This window comes from Pseudomonas agronomica (genome assembly GCF_025917275.1).
Lineage (GTDB): Bacteria > Pseudomonadota > Gammaproteobacteria > Pseudomonadales > Pseudomonadaceae > Aquipseudomonas > Aquipseudomonas agronomica.
The window spans coordinates 1-15,737 of sequence record NZ_JAOSHO010000084.1 but is presented as its reverse complement, the minus strand read 5'-3'; the positions used below and the strand labels follow the sequence as shown (position 1 = coordinate 15,737).

Here is a 15,737-nt window from a genome sequence, read left to right as displayed (position 1 = left end):
AGCGGGAGCAAGCTCCCTCACCACAACAGCTCATCATTTCCAGCTCAAGTACGTCAGCGCTCAGGCCTTGTTGCGCTCAATCGCGAAACCGGCCCAGGTCTGGCTCACCGGCATCAGCTCCAGGCTGTTGATGTTGATGTGTGCCGGCGTGTTGAGTACCCAGAAAATCGTATCAGCGATGTCCTGTGGCTGAATCGGCTCGGCGCCGGCGTATGTCGCGTTATAGCGCTCCTGGTCGCCGCCAAAACGCACCAGGGAAAACTCGCTCTCGCACAGGCCCGGCTCGATGTTGCTCACCCGCACGCCCGTGCCTTGCAAGTCGCAACGCAGGTTGAGGGAGAACTGTTTGACGAACGCCTTGCTCGCGCCGTACACGTGGCTGCCCGGATACGGGTAGTTGCCGGCAATCGACCCCAGATTGACGATCCCGGCCCCACGGCCATGGGCGATCAGGCGCGGCAGCAGCAGGCGCGTGCTGTAGATCAGGCCTTTTACGTTGGTATCGACCATGGTGTCCCAATCGTCGAGGTCGCACTTGGGTGCCGGGTCGACACCGAGGGCCAGGCCCGCATTGTTGATCAGCCCGCGCAGTTTGGCGAAGGATGGCGGCAGGTTGGCGATGGCCTCTTCCATGGCCTTGCGATCACGCACATCCAATACCAGGCCATGGACTTCGGTCTGCTTCGAGAGCTCGGCACAGAGCGCACTCAGGCGCTCTTCACGACGGCCAGTCAGCACCAGCTTCCAGCCTGCATCGGCAAAACGACGGGCACAGGCCTCACCAAAACCGGACGTCGCGCCAGTGATAAACAGGGTGTCAGACATCGTGTTCTCCTTGCTTGGGCTTCAAACAGCCATTGAATGGAAATCGGCCCACAGCATGCCCGGCATGGCCCGCAAGGGGCAAGGCTTGATCAATCGCTTTAGTGCCTTGCTGTTCAAAAAACAATCAACCAGGCCGAGGCCTTGCCCAGCAAGGGTCGCAGCGGGTTGCCCGCACGTTATCCACAGGCACGTCCACAGTAATCGGGGGCAACTGCAAATGCTGGAAGCCGCTGTGCATAAGGCTTTGCGGCGATTTTGGAAAGTTTTTTCGCTTGACCTGGCAAGTAAGGTTGTGCGGCACGAGTTATCTGCTATAAGCCTGCGCTCAATGCTAGATGGCTCCAAGCCAGTAACGACGGCACTCAGCGAGGTCTTTCCAGAGTTTAATCACAGACTTATCCACAGGACTGCCCACAGGCTTTCGGTCCCATTCCCCTGCTAATAAAACTGTTGACAACAGCCACTCCCGTTTGACCAAAAGCGCCTGATCAAAAAACGATCACAGCCTTGCAAGCCACGTATTCAAAGGCCTCCAGCCAGCTACTCCCACGTTATTCACAGCCAGCTCCACAGCAAACGGGGACAAGTCAAAACCGTGACAAAACAACTGTTTGCGGCGACTTTATGTCGCGGTTTCGCAGGGGCTCAGGATTGTTGTCCACAATTCCAAAAAACACACAAACCCCTTGTGGGAGCGAGCTTGCTCGCGATAGCGTCGGTTCAGTAAACCAATTTCGACTGACAGACCGCTATCGCGAGCAAGCTCGCTCCCACAGGGATTGCGGTGATATTGGAGGGATAAAAAAAACCGGCGATCACTCGCCGGTTTTTTTCATTGCAACAGCCGTCTCAATGCCCGCCCAGATACGCGTTACGCACCTCTTCGTTGGCCAGCAGTTCCTTGCCGGTGCCGGTCAGGCGGATTTCGCCGTTGACCATCACATAGGCCCGATCCGACAACTTGAGCGCATGGTTGGCGTTCTGCTCCACCAGGAAGATAGTCATCCCGGTGGAAGCCAGTTCACGCAAGGTGGCGAAAATCTGCTTCACCACGATCGGCGCCAGCCCCAGGCTTGGCTCATCGAGCAACAACAACTTTGGCCGGCTCATCAATGCCCGGGCGATAGCGAGCATTTGCTGCTCGCCGCCGGACATGGTCATGGCCCGTTGGTTGCGGCGCTCCTTGAGTCGCGGAAACAGCTCGAACATGCGTTGCATATCCTCGCTGGCGTACTTGTCTCCGATAGGGATGGTGCCCATCAGCAGGTTTTCCTCGACGGTCATGTCCGGGAATACCCGCCGCCCTTCCGGCGACTGCGCGATGCCGTTGGAAGCGATGTAATGCGACGACTTGTGGGTAATGTCCACGCCCTGGTAGAGGATCTGCCCGCTCGCCGCCCGCGGCTGGCCGAAGATCGACATCAGCAACGTGGACTTGCCGGCACCGTTGGAGCCGATCAGGCTCACGGTCTCACCTTCGCCAATGTGCATGGAGACTTTTTTCAGGGCCTGGATCGGCCCGTAGAACACGTCCAGCTCCTTGATCTCGAGGATAGGTCCACTCATACCAGTTCCTCTTCATCGGCACCCAGGTAAGCCGCGATCACTTTCGGATCGTTGCGAATCGCCTCGGGACCACCCTCGGCAATCACGTTGCCGTGGTCCAGCACCACAATGTGGTCGGAAATGCTCATTACCATGCCCATGTCGTGTTCGATCAGCACCACGGTCAGATCGTGCTCGTCGCGCAGCAGACGGATCATCGCGCTCAGCGCTTCGGTTTCCTGAGGGTTGAGGCCGGCGGCCGGTTCGTCGAGGCAAATGATCTGCGGACGCGTGCACATGGCCCGGGCGATTTCCAGGCGCCGTTGCTGGCCATAGGAAAGCTCCCCTGCCAGGCGGTTGGCGCAATCCACCAGGTCGACCACCTCCAGCCAATAGAACGCATGGTCCAGGGCGTCGCTTTCAGCCTTGCGGTAGCCCTTGGTGTTGAGGATGCCCGCCACCAGGCTGCGGTTGACCCACATGTGCTGGGCCACCAGCAGGTTTTCCAGCACCGACATTTCCTTGAACAGGCGAATGTTCTGGAAGGTTCGCGCCAAACCGGCGCGGTTCACCAGGTGGGTGCCGCCGAACATCTTGTAGTACAGCCGGCTGGCGAAGGATTTCGGTGACACGAAATCAGTCGGGCGGAATGCTTCGCCCAACAGCTTGATGACGTTGGTCTGTTCGCCACGCACATTGAGCTCGATATTGCCGCCCGAGGCTTTATAGAACCCGGTCAGGCAGTTGAACACCGTGGTCTTGCCCGCGCCGTTGGGGCCGATCAGGGCGAAGATCGAGTTGCGCTTGACCTGCAGGCTGACATCACTGAGGGCCTTGATGCCACCGAACTGCATCATCAGGTTTTCGACTTTGAGTACGACTTCGCTCATGGCGCTACCCCCTTGCGCGGCGTCACACCGGTACGGCTGATACGGATCAGGCCGCGTGGGCGCCAGATCATCATCAACACCATGAGTATGCCAAACAGCAGTACCCGATATTCCGCGAATCCGCGTAGCAGTTCCGGGGCCACGGTCAGCACAAAGGCCGCAATGACAACACCGATGGTCGAGCCCATCCCGCCCAGCACCACGATGGCGAGAATCAAGGCCGACTCAAAGAAGGTGAACGATGTCGGATTGACGAAGCCTTGGTAAGTGGCGAAGAACACACCGGCCAAGCCGGCCGTCGAGGCGCCGATGGTGAAGGCCGAGAGCTTGACCAGCACATGGTTCAGCCCCATCGAGCGGCAAGCGATTTCATCTTCGCGCAAGGCTTCCCAGGCACGACCGACCGGCATGCGGGTCAGGCGATGCTTGATGTACAGCACCGCCAGCACGACAAGGAATAGCACCGCGTAGATGAAGTAATACTTCACGTCCGGGTTGTAGGCGATGCCAAAAAACTCATGGAAGGGTATGCCGCCATCCTTCGCTCTTTTGCCGAACTCAAGACCGAAGAAAGTTGGCAATGGCGCCGGCATGCCGTTAGGGCCACCGGTCAGGCTCAGCCAGTTATTGAGGATCAGCCGGATGATTTCACCGAAGCCCAGGGTCACGATCGCCAGGTAGTCACCGTGCAGGCGCAGCACCGGAAAACCGAGGATGCAGCCGGCCAGCCCCGCGGTGATTGCCGCCAGAGGTAGCACCGTCCAGAAACCCAGCCCCAGGTATTGATAACCGAGCGCCAGCCCGTAGGCACCGATGGCGTAGAACGCCACGTAACCCAGGTCAAGCAGGCCAGCCAGGCCGACCACGATGTTCAAGCCCAGGCCGAGCAACACGTAGATCAGCCCAAGGATGACCACACCCAGCAGGTACGAGTTGGAAAAAAACGGAAATACCACGGCAATGACGATCACCAGCGGGATGATCCAGCGCAACCGGGTTTTGTAATCGGGAGGCAGGACATGAACCCCGGAGCCGCTGCTTTCAAAGCCCTCGAGAATTTTAAGGCCCTTGGGTGTTTGCAGGAACAAGCTCAGGGCAAAGCGGCCGGCCATGACGATGGCGACAATCCACGCCACTCGCGTCGCTTCCAGATTGAAGCCATAGCCGTCGAGGACTACGCCGACAATCGGGCCGAACACGATGAGGGCAACCAGACCGGCAAGAATCGCGTCAACCAGGCTTCTTTTGATATCAATGGTTTTTTGAGTGGTTGAGGACATCGCTTACACCTTCGACACAAGAGGACGGCCAAGCAGGCCTTGAGGCCGAAAGACCAGAACGAGAACAAGCAGCGAGAAGCTGAAGACGTCTTTGTAGTCCGAATTGACCAGGCCGGAGAACAGCGACTCGGAGATGCCGAGAATGATCCCGCCAAGCATCGCACCAGGCAGAGAGCCGATCCCGCCGAGTACCGCGGCCGTGAACGCCTTGATGCCGATGATGAAACCGGCATAGAAGTCGAACGTGCCGTAGTTCATGGTGATCAGCACGCCGGCCAGGGCCGCCATGGCTGCACCGATGATGAACACATAGGAAATCACCCGGTCGGTGTTGATCCCCAGGATCGAGGCCATCTTGCGATCTTGCTGGGTCGCGCGGCACATACGGCCGAGCTTGGTGTACTTGATGATGTAGGTCAGCAGGGCCATCCCCGCAAACGCTGCAATAAGAATGAACACCTTGGTGTAAGTCAGTTGCACGAATCCTGTGCCAACTTCGACGCGCCAGGCCCCTGTCAGCAAGGTTGGAACGCCTTGTTGCTTCGCGCCTTGGGCAATCTGTGCGTAGTTCTGCAGGATCAGCGAAATACCGATGGCGCTGATCAGCGGTGCCAATCGGGTGGAGTTGCGCAGAGGCTTGTAGGCGACGCGCTCGATGACCCAGCCATACACTGCGGTGACGACAATGGTGAAGATCAGCGTACCGAGCATCAGCAGGGGAAAGGATTCAATACCGAAGTATGCCAGCAGAGCCAGACTGATCGCCGCGAGGTAAGCGGAAATCATGTAAACCTCGCCATGGGCGAAGTTGATCATGCCGATGATGCCATAGACCATTGTGTAGCCGATGGCGATCAGGCCATAGACCGACCCGAGGGTCAGGCCGTTGACCAGTTGCTGCAGGAAAATACCATCCATAACGCAATCTCACGCAGTGAGAACCTGCACACCCTTGAGTGTGCGGTTCTTCTAAGGAAAATACAGATTTACGTCGGAGCAATGTCAGTCAGAACACTACATCCCTTGTGAAAGCTGGCCTGCCAGCGATAGCGGACGGACATTCAACAAAGATGTCGCCTGTCATTCCGCCATCGCGAGCAGGCTCGCTCCCACATGGAATCGGGGGATCTAGCCGATCGCGTTTACTTCTGCTTTTCCAACTGGTGGTATTTGCCGTCCTTGTCCCACTGATAAACCACGTAGTCGGAGACTTTCAGGTCGCCCTTGCTGTCCCAGGTTTTCTCGCCCATGACGGTCTTGACCGGGTTTTTCTTCAGCCAGGCAGCGGCTTCTTCGCCCTTGTTGGACTTGGCGCCGTTGAAGGCTGCAGCCAGAGTTTGTACCGAAGCGTAGGCGTATAGGGTGTAGCCTTCCGGCTCAGTGCCCTTGGCACGGAATGCATCCACTACCGCCTTGCTGTCTGGCAGCAGGCGTGGGTCGGCACCAAAGGTCATCAGCACGCCGTCGACAAATTGCGGGCCGCCAGCGGTGGTGACCAGTTCATCCGTCACAATACCGTCGTCAGACATGAACTTGACGTCTTTCAGGCCTTGCTCACGCAGTTGACGAACCAGTGGACCGGCTTCCGGGTGCAGGCCGCCGAAGTAGACGACGTCGGCGCCGGCGCCGCGGATCTTGGTGACGATAGTGCTGAAGTCTTTTTCACCACGGGTCAGACCTTCGTACAGCACTGGCGTCACGCCCCGTTTGGCCAGTTGAGCCTTGGTCGCATCCGCCAGGCCCTGGCCGTAGGTGTCCTTGTCGTGCAGCACGACGACTTTTTTACCCTTGAGTACGTCGACGATGTAGTCGCCGGCAACGATGCCCTGCTGATCATCACGCCCGCACATACGGAACATGGCGCTCAGGCCGCGCTCGGTAACAGCCGGGTTGGTCGAACCCGGGGTGATTGCGATGATGCCCGCTTCGTCGTAGATCTCGGAGGCCGGAATGGTCGACGAGGAGCAGAAGTGACCGACCACGCCCGCCACTTTCTGATTGGTCAGGTCCTTGGCTACCGTAACAGCCTGTTTCGGCTCACAGGCGTCATCGCCTTTGACCAACAGGATTTTTTCCCCGTTCACGCCGCCCTTGGCGTTGATCTCGTCCGCTGCGGCCTGTGCCCCCTTCATGTATTGCTCGCCAAATGCCGCGTTGGCGCCTGTCATGGGACCCGCTACGCCAATCTTGATGTCGGCCTGAGCAAACGCAGAAACACCCAGCGCAGTTGCCACTGCGAGGGCCAGGAAACCTTTCTTGTAAAACGTCTGGGACATGAGGTGGTGCTCCAAGGTTTTTTTTAGTTGGCACTGCGACTTCACTTCACTGAAAAGCTCAGAGCAAGGGCCGTGCCATCGGTTTTTTATTCTGAAAAAAGTCGCTGCTTTATTGTTATTTCGACTGTTTCGGGCCCTTTTTCACAGGGCGTGCAACCGTCTAAACCGCACGAGGTGCAACCTTATTTACAAGTAGGTGAAACCCTCCATGAGCCATCATTGCAACCACCGCGCGAAACGGCGTGCAACCACTGTGTAACAACCGGCGTCACCGAACTGCACACTGTCGGTGCAGGGCTGCTACAACCCGCACCATAACAGGCTAGATGCTGGGCGGGAAAACGCCGCAGACCGTAACACTTTTCAACAATCAGATGACGATCCGCAAGCACTGGCCCGCGTGATACAGCGAAAAACCGGCTTCATACAGGCAACTGCGCAAGCCAACCCCGGCCAAAGGCTGCATGGGCGCGAAGGGAATCGGCAATGCCTTGGCATCGCCATGGCACAGGTAATCGGCAAAGGCCTTGCCGACCACGGTGCCGGTGGTCACGCCCCGGCCGTTATAACCGGTGACGGCCACCAGGCCGGGCGCCGGCTCGAACAGGCGCATCAGGTGATCAGGGGTGAAGGCAATGCAACCGGTCCAGGTGCATTCCCACTCCACCGACTTGAGATAAGGGAAATAGTGCTGCTGCACCCGATCGGCCCAAGCCTTGAGGAACCAGGTGGGCTTGCGATTGCCGTTGCCCAGGCTGCCCAGCAACAAACGGCCGTCCTTGTCCCGGCGGATGCTGCTCAGCACCTGGCGGGTGTCCCAAGAGCCCTGCCCGCCCGGCAGGATGCGGCGGGAAGCCTCGTCGTCCAGCGGAACCGAGGCGACCTGATAGTAATAGCCGGGGAAGAAATTGCGCCGCAATTCGGTCCAGTCGCCCTCGGTATAGGCGTTGGAGGCGATCACGACTTGCTCGGCCAGCACCGAGCCCTGGGCGGTCTGCACCGACCAACGCTGGCCCTGGCGTTCCAGGCGTGTGACAGGCGAATGATCGAACATCTGGGCACCCAGGTTCTTGGCGGCCTTGGCCAACCCACTGGCATAGGCCATCGGATTGAGCGTGCCGGCCCGACGGTCGAGCAGCGCCGCGGCGATCTTGTCGGTGCCGGTGGCATCGGCACAGGCTCGGCCGGTGAGCAATTCAACCGGGGCGCCACGGCGTTTCCACTGTTCTTCGCGGCTGCGCAGGTCCGCCCCGCCCCGGGCGTTATGGGCCATGTGCAAGGTGCCTTCGCGGCGCAACTGGCAATCGATGTCGTACTTGTCGACGAGGCTGAACACCAACGCCGGCGCGGCGCCCAGCATGCGGTTGAGCTGGCTGCCCACCGCCTCGCCGAACCCGGCTTCAATGTCGTCCGGCGGGATCCACATCCCGGCGTTGACCAGCCCGACATTGCGCCCCGACCCACCGTGCCCGGCCCGATGCGCCTCCACCACCGCGACGCGCTTGCCTTGCTCCAGCAAATGCACCGCAGCCGACAGCCCGGTGAAGCCTGCGCCGATGATGCAGACGTCCACCGTGACTTCACCGGTGAGCGCAGTGTTTTCAGGCCTTTGCGGCGTCAGTTTTTCCCACAGACATTCTTCGCGTAACGGCATTGCCAGACTCCAACAGAAACCTAACAAACTCATAATTCAATGTGGGAGCGAGCCTGCTCGCGAAAGCGTCGGATCAGCCAATGAGGAAGTTGGCAGATAACCCGCTTCGCGAGCAGGCTCGCTCCCACAGGAGGACTTCCGCCGACTCGATATCAGTCGAAAGTAATCCCCTGCGCCAACGGCAACTCCAGCGAGTAGTTCACGGTGTTGGTCTGGCGGCGCATGTAGCCGCGCCATGCATCGGAGCCGGATTCGCGACCGCCGCCGGTTTCTTTTTCGCCGCCGAAGGCGCCGCCGATTTCCGCGCCGCTCGGGCCGATGTTGACGTTGGCGATGCCGCAGTCGCTGCCCACCGCCGACATGAACTGCTCGGCTTCACGCACGTCGGTGGTGAAGATGCACGACGACAGGCCTTGGGGCACGGAATTGTTCAGGTGCAGCGCCTCGGCGAAATCCTTGTAGCCGACCACATAAAGGATCGGCGCGAAGGTTTCGTGGCGCACCACGTCGCTCTGCTCCGGCATCTCGACGATGGCGGGCGAGACGTAATAGGCATTCGGGAACTGGTCTTCGAGCTGGCGTTTACCGCCAAATACCCGCCCGCCTTCGCTCAGGGCCTGCTCCAGGGCGTCCTGCATGTTCTCGAAGCTTTGCTTGTCGATCAGCGGCCCCACCAGGTTGCCTTCCAACGGATGACCGATGCGCACCTTGGCATAGGCAGCCTTGAGGCGGGTGACGATTTCTTCTTTCACCGATTCATGGGCGATCAACCGGCGCAGGGTGGTGCAGCGCTGGCCGGCGGTGCCGACGGCGCTGAACAGAATGGCGCGCACGGCCATGTCCAGGTCCGCGCTCGGGGCCAGGATCATGGCGTTGTTACCGCCCAATTCGAGGATGCTGCGGGCGAAACGCGCCGCGACTTTCGGCGCCACTTCGCGCCCCATGCGGGTGCTGCCGGTGGCGCTGATCAACGCCACGCGCGGGTCGTCCACCAAGGCTTCGCCGGCATCGCGGCCACCGATGATCACCTGGCTCAGGTACGGCGGCGCATCGCTGAAATTGTTCAGCACGCGCTCGAAAAGTGCCTGGCATGCCAGGGCGGTCAGCGGCGTCTTTTCCGAAGGCTTCCAGATCACCGAGTTGCCGCAGACCAGGGCCAACGTGGTGTTCCAGGCCCAGACTGCCACGGGGAAGTTGAAGGCGCTGATCACACCGACCACGCCCAGCGGGTGCCAGGTTTCACGCATGTGGTGGCCCGGACGTTCGGACGCGATGGTCAGGCCATACAATTGGCGCGACAGGCCGACGGCGAAATCGCAGATGTCGATCATCTCCTGCACTTCGCCGAGGCCTTCCTGGGTGATCTTGCCGGCTTCCCACGACACCAGCTCGCCGAGGTCGGCCTTGTATTCACGCAGCAGGTCGCCGAACTGGCGCACCAACTCACCACGACGGGGCGCCGGCACCTTGCGCCACAGGTCGAACGCATGCTCGGCCCGACTGACCTGCTGCTCGACTTCAGCAGCGCCTTCCCAGCTCACCGCACCGATGCGACTGCCATCAATGGGCGAATGCACAGGCTGTGTGCCGTTCTGGTACAGGGCCGGGTCGACGCCGAGACGATCAAGCAATGCAGCAACCATGGGTAAATTCCTCACGCGAAAGACAATGGGTTGGCAGCCGGACGAACACGGCTGATCAGACCTGTAGTTGTAGCTGGCCCGAGACTTGCCAACAAACGACCTTTAAGCGAGATATCATTCCGTTTATTCATGCTGACCTGATCACGGGACAAGCAGAGCGACCAGAACCAAGGCCCCGTCATGCTCAATAAACGTTATTTGCCGTCGATTACAGCATTGCAGTGCTTCGAAGCAGTGACCCGCCACCTGAGCTTCACCCGCGCCGCCGAAGAGCTGAACCTGACCCAGAGCGCCGTCAGCAAACAGGTCGCGCAACTGGAAGAGCTGCTCCAGCACCTGCTGTTTCGTCGCGTGCGTCGGCGCTTGCAACTGACGCCCGCTGGCGATCTGTACTTGGGAGAAGTACGAAAAATCCTCACCCAGGTGGAGATGTCGACCCATTACTTGCGATCCTACGGAGGCGACACCGAAGTACTGCGGGTCTCCACGCCGCCGACGTTTGGTGCTCGCTGGCTGGTCCCGCGGCTCAAGGGCTGGCGCCTGCGCCACCCGAGCATTCACTTGGATCTGTGCAGTGAGCAAGAGGCCGATGATTTGCAGCAGGGACGCAGCGACCTGGCGTTCTATTTCGGCCAGGCCTCACGGCCCGGGACTGAATCCTTGAAGCTGTTCGGCGAAGAACTGGTGCCCGTCTGCGCACCGGGCAGCCTGCCGGACCAGCCGTTCACCGACCCGACGCAACTGGCCGATCTGGTCCTGCTGCAAAATGCCTCGCGCCCCCAGGCCTGGCACGACTGGTTTGATGACCAGGGCTGCCACACCGAACACAGCTATCACGGGCCGCGCTTCGAGACTTTTTACATGTGTATCCGTGCCGCCCAGGTCGGCTGCGGCGTTGCGCTGCTGCCAAGGTTCCTGGTGGAAGAAGAACTGGCCGACGGCAAACTGGTCATCCCCTGGCAACATGCGATGCCCAGCACCAACGCCTATTACCTGGCGTATCCGGAACATTCGGCGGAGGTGCCCAAGGTGCGGCTGTTCGTTGAGTGGATGCTTGAGCAGATCGACAGCCCGGAGGTACCGCAATAGCCAGCCAACGCAAAGCCCCTCGCCACTAAGGACTGTGAGGCAAAAAACACTGGCAATATCCATGGGGGTTATGCGCCACTAGCCCCTTCACCCTGAACTGCCGTACGCCGCTGCCGCCGCAGCTACTTGTCTGGAGATTGCCGTTATGAGCGAGAGCGTGTTTGCCGATCGCATCGTGCAGAACCTGCTCGACACCGACTTCTACAAACTGACGATGATGCAGGCGGTGCTGCATAACTACCCTAACGTCGAAGTGGAATGGGAGTTTCGTTGCCGTAACAGCGAGGACCTGCGCCCGTACCTGGCGGAAATCCGCTTCCAGATCGAGCGCCTGGCCGAGCTGAGCCTGAGCGCCGACCAGCTGGGCTTCCTGGAACGTATCAGCTTCCTGAAACCGGACTTCCTGCGTTTCCTGGGCCTGTTTCGTTTCAACCTGCGCTACGTGCACACCGGCATCGAGAACGGCGAGTTGTTCATCCGCCTGCGCGGGCCGTGGCTGCACGTCATCCTGTTCGAAGTGCCCCTGCTGGCCATCGTCAGCGAGGTGCGCAACCGCTATCGCTATCGCGAAATAGTCCTGGAGCAGGCGCGGGAACAGCTCTATCGCAAGTTCGACTGGCTGAGCGCCAACGCCAGCGCCGAGGAATTATCCGAGCTGCAAGTGGCCGATTTCGGCACCCGCCGTCGGTTCTCCTACCGAACCCAGGAAGAAGTGGTGAACGTGCTCAAGCACGACTTCCCCGGACGCTTCGTCGGCACCAGCAACGTGCATCTGTCCCGGGAGCTGGACATGAAACCCCTGGGCACCATGGCCCATGAGTGGATCATGGCCCATCAGCAACTGGGCCCTCGGCTGATCGACAGCCAGATCGCCGCGCTCGATTGCTGGGTCCGCGAATACCGGGGCCTGCTGGGCATCGCACTGACCGATTGCATCACCATGGACGCCTTCCTGAAAGACTTCGATCTGTTCTTTGCCAAGCTGTTCGACGGCTTGCGCCATGACTCGGGCGACCCGGTGATCTGGGCGGAAAAAGCCATCGCCCACTATCACCAGTTGGGCATCGACCCGATGAGCAAGACCCTGGTGTTTTCCGACAGCCTGACATTGCCCAAATGCCTGGAGATTTTTCGGGCGTTGCGTGGTCGCATTAATGTGAGCTTCGGTATCGGGACCAACCTGACCTGCGACATTCCAGGCGTGGAGCCCATGAGCATCGTGCTTAAAATGATCAGCTGTGACGGGCAACCCGTGGCCAAGATTTCAGACGAGCCCGGCAAGACCCACTGCAAGGACCCGAATTTCGTCGCCTATATGCGACATGTTTTCCAAGTACCTGCCGCCCTTACTGGCACATCAAGCAAGGAGTGAATTCATGCAAGCCGTACAGCGTGAGATAGCTGAACAGCTCAACGTCCAGCCACCGTTCGCCGATGACGCAGCCCTCAAGGCCGAAATCGCTCGCCGGGTGAGCTTCATCCAGGATTGCCTCGTCAATTCAGGGCTCAAGAGCCTGGTGCTGGGTATCAGCGGCGGCGTTGATTCGTTGACTGCAGGCCTGTTGGCCCAACGTGCCGTGCGTGAGCTGCGGGAAAAAACCGGCAACGCGGCGTACAAGTTCATCGCCGTGCGCCTGCCGTATGAAACCCAATTCGACGAGCACGAAGCCCAGGCTTGTGTCGACTTCATCGAGCCGGATGAGCGCCACACGGTCAACATCGGCCCGGCGGTCAAGGCACTGGCCAAGGAAGTCCTCGCATTCGAAGGCAAGGGGCCCGGCTCGCGGGATTTCGTGCTGGGCAATACCAAGGCGCGGATGCGCATGGTCGCGCAATACACCATCGCCGGCGCCGAGCAAGGCCTGGTGATCGGCACCGACCATGCGGCTGAAGCGGTGATGGGTTTCTTTACCAAGTTTGGTGACGGCGCCTGCGACCTGGCCCCCTTGAGCGGCCTGGTGAAAAACCAGGTCCGGGCCATTGCCCGTGACTTTGGCGCGCCAGAATCATTGGTGGAAAAAGTCCCCACCGCCGACCTCGAGGATTTGTCGCCGGGCAAGCCGGACGAAGCGGCCCATGGCGTGACCTACGGCGAGATCGACGCATTCCTGCACGGCCAACCGATCCGCGAAGAAGCCGCGAAGATCATTTGCGATACCTATCGCAAGACCGAGCACAAGCGCGTGATGCCGTACGCGCCTTGACCACCATTTGGTGGGCAGTCCCCTGTGGGAGCGAGCTTGCTCGCGATGACGGCAGTACATTCAGCAGCGATGCAAGCTGATCCACCGCTATCGCGAGCAAGCTCGCTCCCACAGGGGCGGGTTTTTGCCTGGCATGAAAAAAGCGCCCTGCATGGGGGCGCTTTTTTTGTACCTGAAATCTGATTATTTCAGGGTAACGGTGCCTTTCATCATCGAGATGTGGCCCGGGAACGAGCAGAAGAAACCGTACTTCTCGGAGGCGCTGAGTTTCGACACGTCGAAGGTCACCGAGTCGGTTTCTCCGGCACCGATAATCTTGGTGTGGGCAATGATGCGGGCATCACCTTCCTTCAGGTAGTTCTTGTCGATACCGGCGCCCAGGCCGTCGGTGGCGATCGGCTGCATGTCAGCCTCTTTGCTCAGCACCCAGTTATGGCCCATGACGTTCTTCGGCAAGCTGCCGGAGTGAGTCAACTCGACGGTGAAGGTCTTGCAGCTCTTGTCGATCTCGATGGCCTTGGTGTTGAAGGACATCTGGTCGGTCGAATCGATGGTGGTCTTGCACTCCGCTGCCATCAGTTGGCTGCTAGCCAGTGTCAACAGGGATACTGCTACAAGTTTGGCGAACATCATGAATCTCCAAGGCATGGTTAACAAAAATCCGTCAAAGGGGAAGACTGCCTGATTTTCCGGCAAGTTCCTATGACCTGTGTCAAAGATTGTATACAACTTAAGACTATCAGCCTGATGGACAGAATCAACCAGCCACAAGTATGACCACCCCCTATGATCAGCCCCATCAACTCTCTGGAGCGACCGTCATGAACCTCAATAGCCTGTTGTGCAGCTTGCTCGCCGCCTACGCCTGCGGCGCCAGTGGCACTTATGAAAAACCCCAGCGCGAGGTTTAATTTTCTTGCGCAATAGAGGGCAGGCTTTACTCTGGACCGGTTACCCACCACGGAGTAAAGCATGTCCATCGCATCTGTTTGTGTATTTTGCGGCGCCAGCACCGGCAGCCATCCAGCCTATCGCGAAGCGGCGCAGGCACTGGGGCGGGCGTTGGCTGAACGAAAGCTGACCCTGGTCTATGGCGGCGGCGCGGTCGGCCTGATGGGCGTCGTCGCCGATGCCGCTCTTGCGGCGGGAGGCGAAGTCATTGGCATCATCCCGCAAAGCCTGAAGGACAAGGAAATCGGCCACAATGGCCTGACACGCCTGGAAGTGGTGGACGGCATGCACGCACGCAAGGCCCGCATGGCCGAACTCAGCGACGCCTTCATCGCCCTGCCCGGCGGCCTCGGCACACTGGAAGAATTGTTCGAAGTCTGGACCTGGGGCCAGCTCGGCTACCACGGCAAACCGCTGGGCCTGCTGGAAGTGAACGGTTTCTACAGCAAGCTCACCGGTTTTCTGGATCATATCGTCGGCGAGGGTTTCGTCCGTGCGCCGCATCGTGACATGCTGCAAGTGAGCGACTCACCGCAAAACCTGCTCGACGCGCTGGACGAATGGCAGCCATCGATCCAGCCGAAGTGGGCCGAACAAAAACCCAACTAACGTCTCGACCCCGATACAGGGCAGAATACGCGCCGCTCAACCTCACCTTCGACCCCAGAGGATCGCCCATGGCCAAACCCAATTATTCCTTCGCCAAACGTCAGAGAGACTTGGCCAAGGAGCAGAAGAAAGAGGAAAAGCTCCAGCGCAAGAAAGCCAGCGCAGAAGAAGCAGCATTGAACCCGGATGCCGAAGGCGACGTGGCGGCAGAAGCTGATGTCGATGCACCGAAAGATCAGGCACCCGACGCCTGAAACCCCCACTTGGACCCGATGATCGATCCGGTCCAACGGTTGTGTCCAGGGCTGGCAGCCTCGCTGCCGGCCCTTGCAAACCCGCTATATCCCCAACGCCTTGACGATCGACAACCGATAGCCTTCAGGCAAATTGGCCGGCAATCGCCCCGGTTCGAACATCCCGATCTCCTTGTGCTCGTGACTGATCACCGGCACGAAACCGCCCAGCAATTGGCAGCGGTAGGTGGAGATGAAAACGTGCTTGCCTGGGATCACCTCGAACAGATACGAATCCAGTGGCTCTCCCACGCTGACCTCGACCGCCAGTTCCTCGGCAATCTCCCGGGCCAGGCATTGCGGCGCCGTTTCACCCAGTTCGATCCGCCCGCCGGGCAGTTCCCATTCGTCCCGCTCGTTGAGCATCAGCACAATCTGGCCTTCGGGGGATTGCAGCACACCTTTGATCGATACCGGGAACATGGGCAACCTCAATATCCAAATGACACACGACTGTGGGAGCGAGCTTGCTCGCGAT

Annotated in this window: 15 protein-coding genes; 5 read left to right on the top strand and 10 right to left on the bottom strand. The window is 59.6% G+C overall.

Annotation, left to right across the window (positions count from 1 at the left end; genetic code table 11):
- Window positions 1-60: 60 nt before the first annotated feature.
- The 8 genes from OC610_RS09290 to amaB all read right to left on the bottom strand — a co-directional run bounded on the left by OC610_RS09290 (window position 61) and on the right by amaB (window position 10,113).
- On the bottom strand, window positions 61-825 hold the full coding sequence (locus tag OC610_RS09290) for an SDR family oxidoreductase (RefSeq protein WP_264427540.1): 765 nt from the start codon (window positions 823-825) through the stop codon (window positions 61-63).
- 849 nt (window positions 826-1,674) lie between these two features.
- Entirely contained in the window at window positions 1,675-2,391 is a 717-nt protein-coding gene (locus OC610_RS09285; protein ID WP_264427539.1) for an ABC transporter ATP-binding protein, read from the bottom strand.
- Window positions 2,388-3,260 (bottom strand): ABC transporter ATP-binding protein, encoded by an 873-nt coding sequence (locus OC610_RS09280; RefSeq protein WP_264427538.1) that lies wholly within the window; start codon window positions 3,258-3,260, stop codon window positions 2,388-2,390. The genes OC610_RS09285 and OC610_RS09280 overlap by 4 nt, the downstream gene beginning before the upstream one ends.
- On the bottom strand, window positions 3,257-4,540 hold the full coding sequence (livM, locus tag OC610_RS09275; protein ID WP_264427537.1) for a high-affinity branched-chain amino acid ABC transporter permease LivM: 1,284 nt from the start codon (window positions 4,538-4,540) through the stop codon (window positions 3,257-3,259). Before livM ends, OC610_RS09280 begins: the two co-directional genes overlap by 4 nt.
- Window positions 4,541-4,543: 3 nt before the next feature.
- Window positions 4,544-5,458: an ABC transporter permease subunit gene (locus OC610_RS09270; protein ID WP_046064350.1), complete on the bottom strand. Its 915-nt coding sequence runs from the start codon at window positions 5,456-5,458 to the stop codon at window positions 4,544-4,546.
- Between the two features lie 224 nt (window positions 5,459-5,682).
- Window positions 5,683-6,816, bottom strand: coding sequence for an ABC transporter substrate-binding protein (locus tag OC610_RS09265; protein WP_264427536.1), 1,134 nt, complete (start codon window positions 6,814-6,816; stop codon window positions 5,683-5,685).
- Window positions 6,817-7,186: 370 nt separating this feature from the next.
- The gene (amaA, locus tag OC610_RS09260) at window positions 7,187-8,470 is read right to left on the bottom strand and encodes an L-pipecolate oxidase (protein ID WP_264427535.1); all 1,284 of its coding nucleotides are present in this window, start codon (window positions 8,468-8,470) and stop codon (window positions 7,187-7,189) included.
- Window positions 8,471-8,622: 152 nt separating this feature from the next.
- Window positions 8,623-10,113: an L-piperidine-6-carboxylate dehydrogenase gene (gene amaB, locus OC610_RS09255; protein WP_264427534.1), complete on the bottom strand. Its 1,491-nt coding sequence runs from the start codon at window positions 10,111-10,113 to the stop codon at window positions 8,623-8,625.
- 180 nt (window positions 10,114-10,293) lie between these two features.
- Here amaB and OC610_RS09250 point away from each other — a divergent pair, with 180 nt between their 5' ends.
- The 3 genes from OC610_RS09250 (at window position 10,294) to nadE (ending at window position 13,406) form a co-directional block, all read left to right on the top strand.
- Window positions 10,294-11,202, top strand: a complete 909-nt coding sequence (locus tag OC610_RS09250; protein ID WP_264427533.1) for a LysR family transcriptional regulator — start codon at window positions 10,294-10,296, stop codon at window positions 11,200-11,202.
- A 145-nt stretch (window positions 11,203-11,347) separates the two neighbouring features.
- On the top strand, window positions 11,348-12,574 hold the full coding sequence (pncB, locus tag OC610_RS09245; RefSeq protein ID WP_264427532.1) for a nicotinate phosphoribosyltransferase: 1,227 nt from the start codon (window positions 11,348-11,350) through the stop codon (window positions 12,572-12,574).
- 4 nt (window positions 12,575-12,578) lie between these two features.
- Window positions 12,579-13,406: an ammonia-dependent NAD(+) synthetase gene (gene nadE, locus OC610_RS09240; RefSeq protein WP_264427531.1), complete on the top strand. Its 828-nt coding sequence runs from the start codon at window positions 12,579-12,581 to the stop codon at window positions 13,404-13,406.
- Window positions 13,407-13,589: 183 nt separating this feature from the next.
- Here nadE and azu read toward each other — a convergent pair whose 3' ends face one another.
- Window positions 13,590-14,036: an azurin gene (gene azu, locus OC610_RS09235; RefSeq protein WP_264427530.1), complete on the bottom strand. Its 447-nt coding sequence runs from the start codon at window positions 14,034-14,036 to the stop codon at window positions 13,590-13,592.
- A 342-nt stretch (window positions 14,037-14,378) separates the two neighbouring features.
- On the opposite strand from azu, the gene OC610_RS09230 reads away from it, so the two are divergent.
- Window positions 14,379-14,966 (top strand): LOG family protein, encoded by a 588-nt coding sequence (locus OC610_RS09230; RefSeq protein WP_264427529.1) that lies wholly within the window; start codon window positions 14,379-14,381, stop codon window positions 14,964-14,966.
- Between the two features lie 68 nt (window positions 14,967-15,034).
- Complete coding sequence (locus OC610_RS09225) at window positions 15,035-15,220, top strand: hypothetical protein (RefSeq protein ID WP_198797208.1); 186 nt, start codon at window positions 15,035-15,037, stop codon at window positions 15,218-15,220.
- 84 nt (window positions 15,221-15,304) lie between these two features.
- On the opposite strand, the gene OC610_RS09220 is transcribed toward OC610_RS09225, so the two are convergent.
- Complete coding sequence (locus OC610_RS09220; RefSeq protein ID WP_264427528.1) at window positions 15,305-15,682, bottom strand: NUDIX hydrolase; 378 nt, start codon at window positions 15,680-15,682, stop codon at window positions 15,305-15,307.
- Window positions 15,683-15,737: the final 55 nt, after the last annotated feature.